Source organism: Brevundimonas sp. Bb-A, assembly GCF_009394735.1.
Lineage (GTDB): Bacteria > Pseudomonadota > Alphaproteobacteria > Caulobacterales > Caulobacteraceae > Brevundimonas > Brevundimonas aurantiaca.
Genome location: NZ_CP045456.1, coordinates 2,262,463 through 2,278,703, shown reverse-complemented (window position 1 = coordinate 2,278,703; position 16,241 = coordinate 2,262,463). Strand labels below are relative to the sequence as shown.

Below are 16,241 nucleotides of genomic sequence, written 5' to 3'. Positions count from 1 at the left end.
TTTTCCGACTCGCCTTCGTACTGAGAGCATGACCCTGTCCGTGCTCCCCCATCGCCGCAGCCTCTTGACCGGCGTCCTCGCCCTGGCCGCCTGCTCGCCAGAGCCTACGGCGGCGGGCGAGGCCCAATACGCCGCCTCGCCCTATCGCCGGATTTCGGACGCGGAATGGCGGCGGCGGCTGGGCGACGCCGCCTGGCGGGTTCTGCGGCATGAGGCGACCGAACGTCCTTTCACCAGTCCCTTGAACGATGAGCATCGACGGGGGACCTTCGTCTGCAAGGGGTGCGACCTGCCCCTGTTCCGCTCGAGCTGGAAGTTCGAGTCCGGCACCGGCTGGCCCAGCTTCTATGAGGTCATGGGCGCCAACATCGGCCGCAAGCGCGATTTTGCGATCGGCATTCCTCGCACGGAATATCATTGCGCCCGCTGCCTGGGACACCAAGGCCACGTCTTCAACGATGGTCCCCGCCCGACCGGACTGCGTTATTGCAACAACGGCGCGGCCCTGAGGTTCGTTGCGGCCTAGGCTCGATTGGCCCGGATGGCGGAATCGACCGCCACGCCGAACCAAACCGAGGCGATTAGGATCAGGAGGCCATAGTCATGACCCGGCAGAAAGACCGGCGCGGCGGCGGCGAAGATCAACACCAAGGGAAACAGGCCGGCCCAGACGGCGGAGGCTGCGGAGGCCGGATGGATCATCGGCTGGGGCGTGGGGCGTTTCAGAAGCCGGTTCATCCCGCCGTTGAAGGCGACGAACAGGGCCGAACAGACGACGGCGGTGATCAGATATTTCGCCGCCTGGCCCGGCGCTCCGAACGCCGTCGCCGTCATGATCAAGAGCGCCAGGGCGACGCCGGTGCTGAAGGCCAGCAGGAGGTTGGGTTCCAGACGGCTCAAGACTTCACCTTCACATAGGCGCCGGGCGCGGGTTCAAGCGGGGGCAGGGGGCCGGCCGAGGGATCGCGCGCCGCAACGGGCTCGCCGGAACGCGCCCGCAACCAAGCCGCCCAGTGCTCCCACCAGCTGCCGGGCGCCTCCACCGCGCCCGCCTGCCATTCGGCCAGGGTGTCGGGCAGTTCGGCGTTGGTCCAGTGCTGATATTTTTTCGCCGTCGGCGGATTGATGACCCCGGCGATATGGCCCGAGCCGGCCAGGGTGAAGGTGACGTCCTCGCCGCCGAACAGTTTGGCGGACCGATAGACCGAGTTCATCGGGGCGATGTGGTCCTCTCGGCTGGCCTGGAAATAGAGGGGGATCGTCACCTTGGACAGGTCCGCCGTCAGCCCGCCGATCTTGAACGCCCCCTCGGCCAGGGCGTTGGCCCCGTACATCTGGCGCAGATAGGCCAGGTGCAGGGCCTTGGGCATCCGGGTCTGGTCGGCGTTCCAGAACAGCAGGTCGAAGGCCGGCGGATCCTTGCCCAACAGATAGTTGCTGACGAAGAAGGACCAGATCAGGTCATTGGACCGCAGGGCGTTGAAGGTGTCGGCCATGGCCGCGCCCGGCAGGACGCCGCCGGCGGCGTCCATCTGGCGCTCGATCTCGGCGATCCAGTGGTCGTCGGTGAACAGCAGGAGGTCGCCGGCCTCGGCGAAATCGTGCTGGGCGGCGAAGAAGGTGGCTGCGGCGATCCGCTGATCGTCCCTGGCCGCCATATGGGCCAGGGCTGCGCCCAACAATGTGCCGCCGATGCAATAGCCGACGGCGTTGAGCCGATCGGTCCCGGCCTGCTCCAGCGTCCTTTCGACGGCGCGGTAGACGCCCTTGTCCAGATAGTCGTCAAATCCGTAGCCCGCCTTGTCGCGGTCGGGATTGACCCAGGAACAGACGAAGACGGTGAAACCCTGGCTGGACAGCCAACGGATCAGGGAATTGCCCGGCTGAAGATCCAAGATGTAGAATTTGTTGATCCAGGGCGGAAAGATCAGCAGGGGAATCCGGTGCTGGGTCTCTGTCGCTGGGGCGTACTGGATCAGCTCGAACAGATCGTCGCGCCAGACCACCTGCCCCGGCGCGGTGGCGACGTTCTGGCCGACGACGAACTTGCCGTAGTCCGCCTGGCTGATCCGCAGCGATCCCGCGCCCCGTTCCAGATCGGCGGCGAAGTTCTGCATGCCCTTGACCAGCGATTCGCCGCTCGTCTCCGCCAGGGCCTTCAGGGCGACGGGATTGGACGCCAGGAAGTTCGACGGCGAAAAGGCGTCCGTCAGCAGACGGGTGAAGAACTGGGCGCGCCGCTTCACCGCCGGATCGACGTCCTCGACCCCCGCGATCAGGCCGTTCATCCAGTCGGACGTCAGCAGATAGGAGCGGCGCATCAGGTCGAACATCGGGTTCTCGGACCATTCCGGATCCTTGAACCGCTTGTCGGCGGGGGCGGGCTTCGCCGGTTCGCCGGCCGCCTGACGCGCCGTATCGGCCCACAGGTCCATGTAGCGGCCGAACAGATCGGCCTGGGCCTGAAACAGCTTTTCGGGGCGCGCCGCCAGACCGCCCATGATCGACGTCAGGGCGGGCGCGATGTTGAAGGGGTCGGGCGACAAGGCCGCCGGACGGTCGGCCTGCGACAGGGCGGCTTCGGCCAAGGCGCCCTGGGCCATCATCGCCGCCTTGGCCAGGTTCATCGACAGGGTCTCGATCAACTGCGCCTGATCGGCGCCGGAGGGGGAGGCGGCGCCGTCTGTTTCGGGCGCCGTCGTTTCCGCCGCCGGAGCGGGCTTGGGACCGCGCTTGGCGGTGGAGGCCGCAGCGTCCGGTGCGTCGGCCTTGGCGGCCTTGGGGGCCGTTTTGGCTTTTGAAGGGCGGGGCTTGGCCGAGGTCGGGCGTCCCGCCTTGCGCGGGGTCGGCTCGGCGCGGGGCGCGCCCGGCTTGGACGGGCTGTCTTCGGGGGCGCGGGCCATTGGTTTCCTCCACCTTATTGTGCGCGTCACGCCGGTTCGAACCCGCGCCCTTCCGCAGAGGACGATGATGGCATAAGACGAACCTCGAAATGAACGCGCACTTATCTAAAATGAAGCCGGCGGGCCGGAAATGAGGCGAGCCGCCTCCGTCGTCTGCCTGACGGGCCTCATCGCAGCCTCGGGCGGTTGTGCGCGGTCGCTGGGTCTGGACACCGATCCCGCCTCGCCCATTGCGCCGCGCGTCCAGGCGCTGGTCGACGCCAATCGAGACTATCCGCGCTGGCGTGATTTCCCCGCCGCCCCGACCGATCTGCCGCAGGTGGCCGAGGTCGCGGGCTCAGTCGATCGGCTCCAGGCCCAGGGTTCGGCCCTGGCGCAGGAGGCGGCGCGAATCGAATGGACGATGACCGACGCCGAGGCTGAAGCCGCAGCTGTCCGCGCCCAGGTGGGGGCTGTCCCCGTATCGCCGGACGCGGCCCGCACCCAGGCGGATATCGAGGCCTTCGCTCAGGAACTGAGAGATCGCGCCAAGGCGCCGCCGCCCGTCGATCGCCGACCGATCCCATGAGGCGGTCGCCGGGGCGGAAGAATCCCCGGATGATGCGATGATGGCGGACGACGGCGGCTTCAAGATCGACAGCGGTTTCCTGGGCGTGTCCCAGTCCCTGTCCGGGCGGGCTTGGCGGCAACGCCCGGCGGACCCGGCCCTGATTCGCGCCCATCGTCAGGGCCTAGGTCTCGAGGAGCCGGTAGCGCGGGCGCTGGCGGCGCGCGGCGTGGGCGCCGATCAGGGAGCGGATTTTCTGACCCCGACCCTGCGGGCGCTTTTCCCCGATCCGTCCAGCTTCATGGATATGGACAGGGCGGCCGAGGCGATCGTCGATGCATTGCTGGCCAAGGCTCGGGTGCATGTCTTCGCCGACTATGATGTGGACGGCGCGTCGAGCGCGGCCCTGCTGGTGCGCTGGTTCCGGGCCATGGGCGCCGACCTGCCCCTGTATGTCCCCGATCGTCTGACCGAGGGCTATGGCCCGTCGGCTCGCGCCTTCGATACGCTGAAGGCGGCCGGGGCCGATCTGGTCGTGACGGTGGACTGCGGCGCGGCGGCGAACGAAGCCCTGGCCCATGCCGCCGCCATCGACCTGAAGGTCGTGGTGATCGACCACCATCTGATGCGGTCGGAGCCGCCGCAGGCCCTGGCGGTGGTCAATCCGAATCGACCCGGCTGCAACTCAGGTCAGGGCAATCTGGCCGCGGCTGGGGTGGTCTTCGTGCTGTTGGCCGCCTTGAACCGCGAGGCGCGGCGGCGAGGCCTGTTCGCCGACCGGCCTGAGCCCGACCTGCGCCAGTGGTTGGACCTCGCCGCCCTGGGGGCCATCTGCGACGTCACCGGCCTGACCGGGTTCAACCGCGCCCTGACCAGTCTGGGTCTTAAGGTCATGAGCGACTGGAGAAATCCCGGTCTGTGCGCGCTTCTGGCCGCTGCGGGCGCGGAACAGGGCGCGGCCAAGAGCCATCACGCCGGCTTTATCCTGGGGCCGCGCATCAATGCAGGTGGTCGGATCGGGCGCGCGGACCTGGGGGCCCGATTGCTGTCGACGGACGATCCGGCCGAGGCGCAGCAGCTGGCGCTGGAGTTGGATGCGCTGAACCTGTCTCGGCGCGACGTCGAGCGCGCTGTGACCGACGCCGCCGTGCGCAAGGTGGAGGCGACCGGGGCGCACGTCGATGATACGCCCGTGATCGTGGTGGCCGGTGAAGACTGGCATCCCGGCGTGGTCGGCATTGTGGCGGGGCGTCTGAGGGAGCGCTGGCGCAAGCCCGTGATCGTCGTCGGATTGGATCCGGTGACGGGACTGGGCAAGGGGTCGGGCCGGTCCCAGCCCGGCATGAACCTGGGCCGGGCGGTCCAGGCGGCTTGGGAAACAGGGCTGCTGCTGGCCGGGGGCGGCCACGCCATGGCGGCCGGGTTGACGGTCGAGGGCGGCCGACTGGCCGAACTGACCGCCTTTCTGGCGGAGCGGCTGTCCGGCGAACGGGAAGACGCCGTGGCGATGGATGTGCTGGAGATCGACGCCCTGATTGATCCGGCCGCCGCTCGCCGCGATCTGTTCGATTCGTTCGAACGTCTGGCGCCGTTCGGTCCGGCCAATCCCGAACCCGTCTTCGCCCTGGCCGGGGTCCAGGCCCGGGAGGCGGTGCAGATGAGCGGCGGTCATGTGCGCTGTCGTCTGGTCGGTCCTGACGGGGCGTCCGTCCGCGCGGTGGCCTGGCGTTGCGCCGATCTGCCGATCGGCCGGGCCCTGCTGTCGGGCCAGGGGGGGCTGAATGTCGTCGGTCGTCTGAAGGCGGACGACTGGAACGGCCGGCGCGGCGTTCAGCTCGAGATCGAAGACGTGGCCGATCCCCGTCGCATATAACGGTCGCCGCTTCGGGACCAGGCTGCTGAAAAACTCGAAATCCGCGCTTGCACCCTTTTGAGGGCGCGGCTATATCGCCGGCTCTCCCGCGCAGCGGTCCCTTCGTCTATCGGTTAGGACGTCAGGTTTTCAACCTGAAAAGAGGGGTTCGATTCCCCTAGGGACTGCCACGCGGTGAAGCTGAGGGCCTGGCCGCCTGCCGCCTCACCTATAGAAATCCTCGCCAATTCAATCGTTGAGCGGTGCGCCGGATTGGTGTCGTTTGTGCGACACAACCGAGGCGTTTCTGCTAACCTCGCTCAACATTCCCACCCCCTGCGGCCAGATTCCGCTTTCCAAAGATTCGCGGAACAGTGTTAAACGGAATCCAAGGGTCCGTAGAGGAGCGGACGGGGGTATTAGGTTGACTGACTACCACGGGATGGAAACGGCGGAGACCGTTCGTGTCGTCGGTCGCGTCAAATGGTTCGATCCGACGAAGGGCTATGGCTTCATCGTTCCGGACGATCCGACTTTGACCGATCTGCGGGACGTGCTGCTGCACATCAGCAGTCTGAGAGACAAGGGGCGCGACCATGCGGAAGAGGGCGCGCCCATCGTTTGCGACTGCGTGCGGCGCGCCAAGGGATGGCAGGCCGTCCAGGTTCACGACCTGGGCGTCGGCGACGTCGCGGCGGTGGCGAGACGGCCCGGTACCGAGGCCGACAAGCCGGCGCCGCCGCTTGACCCCGGCGCGACGCTGGAGCCCGCCGTGGTCAAATGGTTCAATCGCACCAAGGGCTACGGATTCGTCGTGCGTGATCGCGAACCCGGCGATATCTTCGTCCATATAGAGACGCTGCGCCGTTGTGGACTGGACGATCTGGTTCCCGGCGACGCGGTTCAGGTGCGGTTCGCCAGCGGCCCCAAGGGGCTGGTGGTGGCGGAAATCAGAACGGGCGGCTGAAGGCCGCCCCGGAGGGCGGATGGTCGATCTGGTGCGACGTGCGTTTTCAGCCGGCTTGATGGCGCTGGCGCTGGCTGGGTGCGCCGCCAAGGCGCCGGTGGGCGTCAACGGCGAGCCGATGCAGCGGCTGGCGGTCGTCACCGCCTCGGGCGAACACGCCTTTTGGGTTGAGATCGCGGACGATGAGCCCGAACGGCAGCGCGGACTGATGTTCCGTCCCCCGTTGGCGGACGATCAGGGCATGCTGTTCCAATGGCCGGGAGAGCCGCCGCGCGAACAGAGCTTCTGGATGCGCAACACCCCCAGTTCGCTGGACATTCTCTATATAGATCCGAAAGGGCGAATCGTCTCCATCGCCTCGCACGCCACGCCCTTTTCCGAGACGCCGATCCCCTCGAACGGCGCCGCCAACGGGGTTCTGGAACTGCGCGCGGGGCGGGCCTCCGAGATCGGCGCCAAGCCCGGCGACAAGGTTTTGCACCCTTATTTCAAGCCATGATTTGCGGATTGCGCGCTGAAGTGCCAATAGAGCGCTCCGTTCGGTCCGGGGTGTAGCGCAGCCTGGTAGCGCATCTGGTTTGGGACCAGAGGGTCGGAGGTTCGAATCCTCTCGCCCCGACCAAGGAACGGCCGCTGGATTCCGTGTCCGGCGCGCGTTATGGCAGGTCCACAGGACCTGACGATCACTAGGGATTTCGCCATGCTCGCCCGCATCTACCGCCCGGCCAAGACCGCTATGCAGTCCGGCAAGGCCAAGAGCCGCGACTGGCGCCTGGAGTTCGAACCGGCCTCGGCCCGCACGATCGACCCGCTGATGGGCTGGACGGGCAGCTCCGACATGAACGGCCAGGTGCGTCTGACCTTCGATTCGAAGGAAGAGGCCGTCGCCTATGCCGAACGTCACGGCATTCCGTTCCGGCTGCACGAGCCGCACGAGGCGCCGACGATCATCAAGGCCTATGCCGACAACTTCGCAACCAACCGCAAACAGCCCTGGACGCACTGACGTCGGGCCTTTGCCGAGCGCCCTTAGCTCAACCGGATAGAGCACCCGCCTTCTAAGCGGACGGTTGTAGGTTCGAGTCCTACAGGGCGCGCCATTCTCCGGCGGCGGCGATCAGAGCTTTCTCGATGACAGACCCCGCTTTCGCCTCTCCTCAGACTCGAGTCGCCGCCCTGTATCGGTTTGCGCCGATAGGGGAGAGCAAGCTTGTCCTGGTGCGGGACCGGCTTCAGGCGGTCTGCGACGCGTACGGCGTCAAGGGCACGCTTCTGGTCGCGACCGAGGGGCTGAACGGCACGATCGCCGGGCCGGAGGCGGGGATTGAGGCGGTGTTGGGTGAGATCCGCGCCTTGCCGGGGTTCGCCGATCTGGACGTCAAATACGCCTGGACGGGGGAGGCGCCCTTCCTCCGGATGAAGGTCCGCATCAAACGCGAGATCGTGACCATGGGTCAGCCCGATCTCGACCCCGCGCGCCAGGCGGGGGTCTATGTGGCGCCTCAGGACTGGAACGCCCTGATCGCTGATCCGACCACCTTGGTCATCGACACCCGCAATGATTATGAGGGCGAGATCGGCGCTTTCGAGAGGGCGGTGCAGCCGAACACCCGCAGCTTCCGCGACTTTCCCGACTGGTTCCGCACGGAAGGCCGGGCGCTGCTGGACGAACGCAAGCCCCAGCGGGTCGCCATGTACTGCACCGGCGGCATTCGTTGCGAAAAGTCGACCGCCTTTCTGAAAGCGGAAGGGGTGGAGAACGTCCACCATCTGGAAGGCGGCGTACTGCGCTATCTGGAAGAGGTCGATCCTGCCGACAGCCTGTGGCGGGGCGACTGCTTCGTTTTCGACGAGCGGGTTTCCGTGGGGCACGGTCTGGTCCGGGGCAAGCACACGCTCTGCCGGGGCTGCCGCATGCCTATGGATGCGGCGGGGCGGGCCTCGCCCCATTTCATCGAAGGCGTCTGTTGCGACCGTTGCAGGGACACGCGCGACGACGCCCAGAGGCTGCGCTATGCGGAGCGGCAAAGACAGATCGAGCTGGCCCGAAGGCGAGGGCAGGCGCATCTGGGGCGAACGGATCCGGCCTGACGGGGCGCCGGCGGAAGCAGTGTCCGCTTTGTAGGTTAAATAAATAAAAACAATGTCATAAGCCACAATCTTGAATTGTTCCCACGTCTGTACCCACCTTTCGGATTGCCTCTGGATGAGTTCTAATCAGCCGGGGTCAGGCTGGATGACGCGGCGTGACTCAAAGGCGACGTTGGGCGCATACGCTTTTCGCAAGCGCCGAGTTCTGATCGTGAATCCGAGGCGCTACCAAACCACCACTCTTTCATCTGGCGGTAGATACAAAGCCGCGTCCGGCCCGACATCGAATGCCGCGTACCAGGCGTCGAGATTGCGGACGACGCCGTTGACGCGGTAACGCGCCGGCGAGTGGTAGCTGTTCTGAGACTGACCGCCTCAGGGCGTCTTCAGTTGTCTGTGTGCGCCAGAACTGCGCCCATCCCAGAAAGAAGCGCTGCTCTGCGGCGAAGCCGTCCAACCGGGCGTTCATGTCCATCCCGGTCTCCGCCGCATGCAGCCGGAGCGCATCAAGCGCCAGGGTCACCCCGACCAAATCTGCGAGGTTCTCGCCGAGAGATCGGCGCTCGTCCAGGTGAACGCCGGGTAGAGGTTCATAGCTATCGTATTGAGAGACCAGCCGTTCGGCCTTGGCGCCGAATGCGGCGCGACTGGTCGGCGACCGCCTTACCGCGAGTGCGAGGCAACCCCATACGACGATTTGGCTTACGCTCTTCTCTGGCTCAGTAGACCGCACACCCAGTAATGATGGCGACTAAAAGGACGAGTCAGCCATGCGGAGCGCTATCGGTTGGCAGAGTTCTACAAGCTGCAACATGCGCTCCAGACGCATTTTTCAGGGGACCGTCACGACGCTGAACAACGTCGAGGGGGCATAAGTCTGCCGAGTTTTTCGCTTCTTGCGCGCGCGTCGCTGGGGCTTGCCTGACACGACAGGACCCGCCTTCTCGAGCTTGGCGGCCAGCGACGACTTGCTCGACGCGCCTAAGGAAGAAGCGTCAGCCCTGGAAACGTCAAGGTTCCCGAGGCGACGCAACTCACCCCAGACCCCGTGAAGCTGACGGTCGAAGTCGGATTGTCGAAGATTCCGGGCGACATGGAGGACATGCAGGTGGATCCTCCTGACACACTCCAGTTCAGGATCACCTGGCTGTTAATCCCCGACGGCAGGGTGGACGGCGTGGGGGCGACCAGACTTCCAAACCCATTCAGGGTCACCAGGAAGCAGTTCGGTCCCGTCAGGGTTGACGTGCCCAACCACGGCGCACCGCTCTGCATTCGCCAACTCGATCGCACCGAGCAGGTGACCGGTCCTATGAAGGTTTGGAAGGTGACGGTCCCGGTCGCCGGCGCCGTCACCCCGGGGGGCGGCAGATAGAAGGTGCCTGCTTGAGCCTGTTCCGCCGAAACAAGGCTGATCATGGAGGCGGCGGCGGCCGCCATGAGCGTAGTTCTCAGCATCGATACCTCCTCTACACGCGCTGATTGACTACCTACAATTTCGTAAATAGCGCGAGAGTCAATCCGATGCTGAGGCGCGCCTCGCTGCCGCTCGGCTTAATGTCCTTCGGCGCCCTGACGGCCCGTGAACCGAATCTGCTGTCCGAAGGATAGCTCCAGCGTATTTCCGTCTGGGTCGCTGATGTAGGTCCAGTAGCCGACCGGAGGCGGGCTTTGAACGGGCGGAGACCGCAGGACGCCCCTGCGCCTGGCGAGGTCCGCGAGGCGGTCCACTTCGCCCTGATCCCGGCACGCCAGTCCAATTTGCCCAAAGGGACCGAGCGGCGTGTCGTCGAGCTGGTTTGATTCGACCAGCACGACCGTGAAGGCGGTGTGGGGATCGGCCAGCCAGGCGACGCGGCTGATACGGCCCTCCGCAGGGCGTTCATGCACCAGCCGCAAGCCGGCGAAGGTTTCATAGAACTCACGACTGCGGTCCATCTCACGGACGACCAGGGCGATGTGGCTCAGGCCGCGGTCTAAGGAGGGTGTATCGGACATCGGGCGCTCCCTTGGTGATTGCGCGCCAATCTTCGGTTATTCACATCCCGTATGGAAACGGATATTTAATATGGCGATCATGCGTATGACGAATGAAATCGCCGGCATTGATCTCAACCTGCTCGTGGTCCTGGACGCTTTGCTTTCTGAACGCCATGTGACCCGTGCAGCGCTGAGGCTGAACAAGACCCAGCCCGCCGTCAGCCAGGCTCTGGCGCGTCTTCGGGCTCTGCTTGATGACCCGATCCTGGTTCGCAGAGCCGGGCGGCTGGAGCCGACCGCGCGCGCACAGGCGTTGGCCGCGCCCCTTGGCGAGGCCCTCGCCGTGCTCGGAGGGCTTTTGCGGGACGAGGTCTTCAGTCCGCAGACCCTCAGGCGGGCGTTTCGGGTCTCGATGTCGGACTACGCCGCCGAGGTTCTGTTGCCGGGGCTGGTCAGGCGCCTTGTTCAAACGGCGCCGGGTGCGGCCTTGCGGCTCGTGTCCCTGGGCCGCGAGGCCGCTTTGGGCGCGGTCCGATCCGGCGAAATCGATCTGGCGATCGGCGTCTATCCGGACGTGCGGGACGACGGCTTGCGCAGTTCGGATCTCTTCATTGATCAATTCGCCTGTCTTGCCGACGAGGCGGCGGGTCTGCCGGCGACCTTGGAGGACTATCTGTCCCGACCTCATGTGGCGGTGGCGGCGTCGCCGGACGACAGGGGCGAGGTGGACGCCGCCTTGAAAGCCTTGGGCCACGCTCGTCGGGTGACCTTCACCCTGCCGCACTGGTCCGTCGCCCCTCGGATCGTGCGAGGCACAAGCCTGGTTTTGACGGCGGCGCGCCGAAGCCTTGAGGCGCGGCTAGACAGGGGTTTGGTCCTCGGCGCGCCGCCGATCGCCCTCGCCCGTATTGCGCTCGTCCAGGTCTGGCATGACCGGCGGGACCATGATCACGGTCTGCGTTGGCTCAGAAACGAGATCGAGACGGAAGCGCAGGCGACGCCCTGAGTTGGCGACGTTGAGCTGCAGCCGCCTGTTCGATCCGTGATGATCTCTTGGGTTTCAGGATTTCCGTGATGCGTTGAGACCCAGTAGCACGAGGGTTGGCAGTGTCAGCGTGTAGGCGGCCAGAGGCCAAACTGTGCTGCCGTTGAATAGGATCACGGCCAGGGTCCCAACGAGGCTTACGATCAGGCTCTGGCCCGCAAAGTAGAGCGCGACGGCCAGGCCCGCCTGATCGCCGAAGGCTTCGAGGGCGCCATTCGCCGAGACGGACACGGTCAGGACGATCCCCACCGCCATGATCCAAGACGGGAGGATGACGCTCCCTATGGAGGGCTCGCCGAAGGCGGCGCTCGCGCCGAAACACAGGGCGCTCGCGAGCAGCAGGCCCATGCCCCGCTGAACGGCGCCCGCCACCCCCCATCGGTCCAAGCAAGGGCGAGCGGCATGGGATGCGACGATCATGACGAAAGCCGTGCTGGCGAAGGCGAGGCTGAACTCAAGCTCCGACAGTCCCACCCTTTCGACAAGAATGCGTGGCGCCGTCGAGACGTAGACGAAGAAGGACCCCATCGCGGCTCCAAACGCCAAGGTGTAGATTTGGAAGGCCCGACTGCGGAGAATGGGGCCCGGGCGTGGGCGAGAGGCTTCGCCCAAAGGGCGCGTTTCCGTCCACCGCCAAAGCGCGTGCATCAGGGGCGGAAGCGTCAAAGCGGCCAAGAACCAGAAGATCGCCCGCCAGCTCAACTGCGCTGAAACGAGCGCCCCGAGCACGGGTCCGAACGCGGGCACAAAGGCCAACATCGCGCTGAACAGGCCATAGATCCGGACACTCTCCGGCTTGTCGCCGTACACGTCACGGACCGTCGCGAAGGTCGCCACCAGCATCGCCGCGGCGCCCATCGCCTGAGCAAGCCGAAGGACGACGAACGCCCAGCCTGACGCCGCCATCGCCAACAGGCCCGAAGTCACCGCGAACGTGAGCGCGCCGGACAGAAGCACAGGCCGCCGACCGAACCGGTCTGAGAGCGGGCCGAAGATGACTTGCCCGAGGCCGAGGCCGAGGAGGTAGACGCTGAGCGTGAGCTGGATGACGGCTGGATCGGCCTGCAAAGCGGCCGGCATGGCCGGCGTCACGGGCAGATAGATGTCCATCGCCAGCGAGGCGAGCAGGTCAAAGGGCGCCATCAGCAGGATGGCGGTCGGAAGGGCGTGGGCCCAAATGGGCCGGTTGTCGGACATGAGGGATCGCTTCGCGTCAAATGCTGGATTTGACGGCGATCAGCCGGGTGGAGGTCAGCAGATCGCCGCAACAACGGGTTCGTCGTTGCGGCCTATTCGTCCGAGGCCTTCGTGCCACCCATCTCAGGCGCCTCCCGCGTCTTCTTGGTCAGGCTTTGTCTGGACCTAAACAAAGCAAAGGTCCAGCGACCGAAGCCGCGCAGGGCTGTGGCGGCCGACGGGCGCTGTCCGACAAAACCGAAAGCCCTCTGGTGGGGCTTGGCGAGAGGGTCTTCGGCGCAGCCGCCTTAAACCGCACATCGATCGAAGCCGCCTTCAGCCGCCGTCGGTGCGAACGGCGCTCCCGATCCGGTGGCGCGCGTCCACCTTCAGAACGGCTTGTCGTTTCGACGACTCATTCTTCCGCACTGGGTTGGAAAGTCAGTCGCCCGACGAGGCCGCTTCGCCCGCCGCTGCGGTTGGATAAACCGAACTGCCCGCCTTGGGCCTCCGCCAAGGTGCGAACGATGGCGAGGCCGAGGCCGGAACCGGACGCCTGGGAGGGCGCGGCGCGGAAGAATCGGTCTGTAAGGCGGGGAAGGGCGGCCTCATCGACGCCGGGGCCGTGATCCCAGACGCAGACCGCGCCCGTTGTTCGCACATGCACGATGACGGGCGGCGCGCCGTGGTGGAAGGCGTTGTCGATAAGATTGAGGATCTGTTCAGCGATTAGGTCCTCGGCGCCCAGAACGACCACGGCCTCTGCCGGAAGACGAAGGCGTAGAGCGCCGTTCGGGGCGGACCGGCGCGCCTTAGCCAATTGAAAGGCGCGCCGCGCCGCCCGGCCCAGGTCGGCAGACGACTTGATCCGGGCGCCGTCAGCCCGGGCCGTGGAAAGCAACTGGCCGACGAGCCGGGTCATGCCGGCGACCGCGTCGCGGGAGTCGTCGATCAGACGCCTCTCCCGCACGGTCCAGGTCCTGGGCGCGCCCGCCAGCAGATCGAGATTGGCCGCCACGACCGAAAGCGGGGTGCGCAACTGGTGCGAGGCGTCGGCTGCGAAGCGCTGAACCCCCGACGTCGAGGCCTCAAGCCGCGCCAGGAGATGGTTGAAGGCGGTCAGCACCGGCTGGAATTCGCGGGGCGCCAGGTCGATGTCGGCGGGCGCGAAGTCGGCACGGGGACCGGGGCGGCGCGTCAGGTCGTCGATCAGCCGCTTGAGCGAGTTGAGGCCCCACTTCAAGGCCGGCCAGATCAGAAGCGCGGCCAACAGGACGAGCAGGGTGGGTGGCAGCAGTAGGCTGCGATATAGATCCAACAGGCTGGCGCGTCGCGAGTCCAGGCTCTGAGCCACCGACACGGTGACGGGGGCGGGTCTTCCTGGGATCGTCAGGGTTTGCTGGGCCATGCGAACCGGCACGCCGCGGACGGACAGGTCGGCGAAGATCGGAGCATCCGACGAGGCGTCGGGCAGGCGCGGCAACTCCTCATAGCCTGTGATCAGTCGGCCGCCCTCGCGAACACTGTAGAAGACGGCGTCCCGCTCGGGACCGTCGAGCAGGCCCAGAGTCCAGGGCGCGACATCGACAGTCACCTTGCCGTCGGCGACCGAGACCGTTTCCCGGATGGTCTGCAGCGCCCCCGCCAGGAGGCGGTCGGCCGTCTCCGCCACCACGCGGTGGGCCGTCCAAGCCCCGACCGCCAGCACCACGACGGCGAACAGGGCCAGGGGCGCGACCTGGGCGATCAGCAGACGTGTCACCAGACTGTGGGGGCGGCGCGAGCCGGGCGCCTCGCTCATGGATCGAGACGATAGCCGCGACCGCGGATATTGGTCACGGCGGGGCCGTCAGGCTGCAACTGGCGCCTCAGCCGACCGACATGGATCTCCAGGGCGTTGAGCGAGGGAGCCTCATCCTGCGGAAAGACTTCGGCCGCCAACAACTCCCGATCCACCACCTGGCCAGCGCGCGAGGCCAGAACGCGCAGGGCCGCCCATTCGCGCGGACGGAGCGACAGCTCCCGGTCATTGACCTGGGCCCGGCCGGCGTCCCAGTCGCAGACCAGTGAGCCGACGATCGCGGCGCCCGCCGCCCGACCCTGGCGTCGACGCACGATCGCTCTCAATCGGGCGATCAGTTCCGAAGGGGCGAAGGGTTTGACGAGATAGTCATCAGCGCCGAAATCCAGTCCCGCCACCCGGTCGCCCAGGGCGTCGCGCGCGGTCAGCATGAGGACGGGCGTCTGCGATCCCCGCCGTCTGAAGGCCTTCAGGACCTCGAAACCGTCGATGTCGGGAAGGCCGATGTCCAACACGGCGGCGTCGAACCGCTCCGTCGCTTCCAGATGAAGGGCTTGGTCCCCGCTGTCGGTGGAGCGGAGTTCGAAACCGACCGCCAGAAGGCTGGCCTCGAGCGAATGCTGAAGCGCCTTGTCATCCTCGACGACCAGTATTCTCATGGCGATGCGAAGGAGCGGATCATGAGCGGTACAATAGCGGGAAACCCGCCCCGGTGAAGACGGACCGCCGACATCTGCTTCTCGGACTCGCGGGGGCGGGGGTTTCGGCCTGCGCGGGCGAGCCGGACGGGGTCGCGACGGCGCCCCGCGTCCGATGGCTGGCCAGGCGCGAGGGCGGGCTGCACATCCTCACGAACACTAGCCTGATGGGGCCTGTGCTGGCGGCGTTTCAACGGCGCTGGCCCGAGATCGCGGTGCGGCTCGAGGACATCAACTCGACCCTGATCGCGAACCGAGTCCAGTCCCGCGCCGCCTCCGGACTGGAGGGGCCGGATCTGGTCTGGAGCACAGCGATGGACGTGCAGGTCAAGCTGATCAATGACGGCTACGCCCAAGTTTATCGATCGCCGCATCGGGCGGCCATGCCGGACGGCTCGGTCTGGCGAGACCAGGCGTTCGGTGTGACGGCCGAGCCCGTCGTCTTCGCCTATAATCGCAGGCGGTTGCCGTCGGAGATCGTGCCGCGCAGCCACGCCCAACTGCTCGAACGGCTGTCTACCGACGCGGACCGGTTTTTCCGCCGGGTCACCCTGTATGACGCCGAACGCAGCGGGGTGGCGCTTCTGCAACTGTCGGCCGACATCCAGATCTATCCCGACGCTTGGGCCCTGATGACTGCCCTGGGGTCTACTCATCCGCGTGCCGATACGTCCGGCCAAAGGATGATGGGCCAACTGGCTGAGGGCCGCATGGCCTTCGCCTACAATATGAACCAGTCTTACGGGGCGTCGTGGGTCGCCCGGGCGCCCGATATCGGCCTGGTTACGCCAGAGGACTATCATCTGTCCGTCTCGCGCGTGGCCTTCATACCCCGCAACGCGGCCCACCCCAACGCCGCCCGGCTTTTTCTGGATTTTCTTTTATCGCGTGAAGGGCAGAGGATCATCGCCGGCCTGGGGGTCCGCCCGGCTCGCGACGACATTCTTACCGAGCGTCGCACCTCTATCCCCGGCGCTCGGCCGGTCCGTGTGGGACCGGCCTTGCTCGCCAATCTTGATCAGGCGCGTCGCGAGGGGCTTCTGCAGCGTTGGCGGGCCGCCATGCAGGCGGCGGAACGGGCGCCGGACGACCCTAGGGCGCCCTAAGGCTTTCCTGTGGATAAGTCTCTTTCTTCTGAAGGCGGTGTTTCTGTCACCTCGCTTTCACCGATCCTGCGGTGA

Annotated in this window: 16 protein-coding genes, 3 tRNA genes and 2 pseudogenes; 12 read left to right on the top strand and 9 right to left on the bottom strand. The window is 66.3% G+C overall.

Going from position 1 to position 16,241, the window contains the following annotated elements:
- Positions 1 to 28 precede the first annotated feature (28 nt).
- On the top strand, positions 29 to 526 hold the full coding sequence (gene msrB, locus BSP_RS11180) for a peptide-methionine (R)-S-oxide reductase MsrB (RefSeq protein ID WP_054765952.1): 498 nt from the start codon (positions 29 to 31) through the stop codon (positions 524 to 526).
- Here msrB and BSP_RS11175 read toward each other — a convergent pair.
- Positions 523 to 900 carry a hypothetical protein gene (locus tag BSP_RS11175; protein ID WP_152950366.1) on the bottom strand — a complete coding sequence of 126 codons (378 nt, stop codon included), beginning with the start codon at positions 898 to 900 and terminating at the stop codon, positions 523 to 525. The two genes, msrB and BSP_RS11175, sit on opposite strands and share 4 nt — an antisense overlap.
- Positions 897 to 2,903, bottom strand: coding sequence for a class I poly(R)-hydroxyalkanoic acid synthase (gene phaC, locus BSP_RS11170; protein WP_152950365.1), 2,007 nt, complete (start codon positions 2,901 to 2,903; stop codon positions 897 to 899). The genes BSP_RS11175 and phaC overlap by 4 nt, the downstream gene beginning before the upstream one ends.
- 130 nt (positions 2,904 to 3,033) lie before the next feature.
- Here phaC and BSP_RS11165 point away from each other — a divergent pair, with 130 nt between their 5' ends.
- From BSP_RS11165 to BSP_RS11125, 9 genes are all read left to right on the top strand, one after another.
- Positions 3,034 to 3,471, top strand: coding sequence for a hypothetical protein (locus BSP_RS11165; protein ID WP_152950364.1), 438 nt, complete (start codon positions 3,034 to 3,036; stop codon positions 3,469 to 3,471).
- A gap of 40 nt (positions 3,472 to 3,511) precedes the next feature.
- The gene (gene recJ, locus BSP_RS11160) at positions 3,512 to 5,323 is read left to right on the top strand and encodes a single-stranded-DNA-specific exonuclease RecJ (protein WP_152951125.1); all 1,812 of its coding nucleotides are present in this window, start codon (positions 3,512 to 3,514) and stop codon (positions 5,321 to 5,323) included.
- Between the two features lie 95 nt (positions 5,324 to 5,418).
- A tRNA-Glu gene (locus BSP_RS11155) sits at positions 5,419 to 5,493 on the top strand.
- Between the two features lie 251 nt (positions 5,494 to 5,744).
- Complete coding sequence (locus tag BSP_RS11150) at positions 5,745 to 6,269, top strand: cold-shock protein (protein ID WP_054765945.1); 525 nt, start codon at positions 5,745 to 5,747, stop codon at positions 6,267 to 6,269.
- A gap of 19 nt (positions 6,270 to 6,288) precedes the next feature.
- Positions 6,289 to 6,768, top strand: coding sequence for a DUF192 domain-containing protein (locus tag BSP_RS11145; protein ID WP_054765944.1), 480 nt, complete (start codon positions 6,289 to 6,291; stop codon positions 6,766 to 6,768).
- A 46-nt stretch (positions 6,769 to 6,814) separates the two neighbouring features.
- Positions 6,815 to 6,891: transfer RNA gene (locus BSP_RS11140), tRNA-Pro, on the top strand.
- Positions 6,892 to 6,969: 78 nt separating this feature from the next.
- Entirely contained in the window at positions 6,970 to 7,275 is a 306-nt protein-coding gene (locus BSP_RS11135) for an ETC complex I subunit (RefSeq protein ID WP_054765943.1), read from the top strand.
- 17 nt (positions 7,276 to 7,292) lie between these two features.
- Positions 7,293 to 7,369, top strand: a tRNA-Arg gene (locus tag BSP_RS11130).
- Positions 7,370 to 7,400: 31 nt separating this feature from the next.
- Entirely contained in the window at positions 7,401 to 8,360 is a 960-nt protein-coding gene (locus tag BSP_RS11125) for a rhodanese-related sulfurtransferase (RefSeq protein WP_054766966.1), read from the top strand.
- 225 nt (positions 8,361 to 8,585) lie between these two features.
- On the opposite strand, the pseudogene BSP_RS16635 reads toward BSP_RS11125, so the two are convergent.
- The 4 genes and pseudogenes from BSP_RS16635 to BSP_RS11110 all read right to left on the bottom strand — a co-directional run.
- Positions 8,586 to 8,711, bottom strand: a pseudogene (locus tag BSP_RS16635) (M13-type metalloendopeptidase); the annotation flags it as partial.
- A 34-nt stretch (positions 8,712 to 8,745) separates the two neighbouring features.
- A pseudogene (locus BSP_RS16630) lies at positions 8,746 to 9,093 on the bottom strand (M13-type metalloendopeptidase); the annotation flags it as partial.
- A 248-nt stretch (positions 9,094 to 9,341) separates the two neighbouring features.
- Positions 9,342 to 9,800: a hypothetical protein gene (locus BSP_RS11115; protein WP_152950363.1), complete on the bottom strand. Its 459-nt coding sequence runs from the start codon at positions 9,798 to 9,800 to the stop codon at positions 9,342 to 9,344.
- A 114-nt stretch (positions 9,801 to 9,914) separates the two neighbouring features.
- A complete protein-coding gene (locus tag BSP_RS11110) occupies positions 9,915 to 10,358 on the bottom strand; it encodes a VOC family protein (protein ID WP_054765941.1) in 444 nt (147 codons plus the stop codon).
- Between the two features lie 79 nt (positions 10,359 to 10,437).
- Here BSP_RS11110 and BSP_RS11105 point away from each other — a divergent pair, with 79 nt between their 5' ends.
- The gene (locus tag BSP_RS11105; protein ID WP_082382800.1) at positions 10,438 to 11,346 is read left to right on the top strand and encodes a LysR family transcriptional regulator; all 909 of its coding nucleotides are present in this window, start codon (positions 10,438 to 10,440) and stop codon (positions 11,344 to 11,346) included.
- Positions 11,347 to 11,400: 54 nt separating this feature from the next.
- Here BSP_RS11105 and cml read toward each other — a convergent pair whose 3' ends face one another.
- From cml to BSP_RS11090, 3 genes are all read right to left on the bottom strand, one after another.
- Positions 11,401 to 12,582, bottom strand: a complete 1,182-nt coding sequence (cml, locus tag BSP_RS11100) for a CmlA/FloR family chloramphenicol efflux MFS transporter (protein WP_054765940.1) — start codon at positions 12,580 to 12,582, stop codon at positions 11,401 to 11,403.
- 394 nt (positions 12,583 to 12,976) lie between these two features.
- Positions 12,977 to 14,362: a sensor histidine kinase gene (locus tag BSP_RS11095; protein WP_152950362.1), complete on the bottom strand. Its 1,386-nt coding sequence runs from the start codon at positions 14,360 to 14,362 to the stop codon at positions 12,977 to 12,979.
- Positions 14,359 to 15,021 carry a response regulator transcription factor gene (locus BSP_RS11090; RefSeq protein WP_054765938.1) on the bottom strand — a complete coding sequence of 221 codons (663 nt, stop codon included), beginning with the start codon at positions 15,019 to 15,021 and terminating at the stop codon, positions 14,359 to 14,361. Before BSP_RS11090 ends, BSP_RS11095 begins: the two co-directional genes overlap by 4 nt.
- A gap of 53 nt (positions 15,022 to 15,074) precedes the next feature.
- Between BSP_RS11090 and BSP_RS11085 the strand changes: the two genes are divergently transcribed.
- Positions 15,075 to 16,166, top strand: a complete 1,092-nt coding sequence (locus tag BSP_RS11085; protein WP_054765937.1) for an ABC transporter substrate-binding protein — start codon at positions 15,075 to 15,077, stop codon at positions 16,164 to 16,166.
- The last annotated feature ends 75 nt before the right edge of the window (positions 16,167 to 16,241 follow it).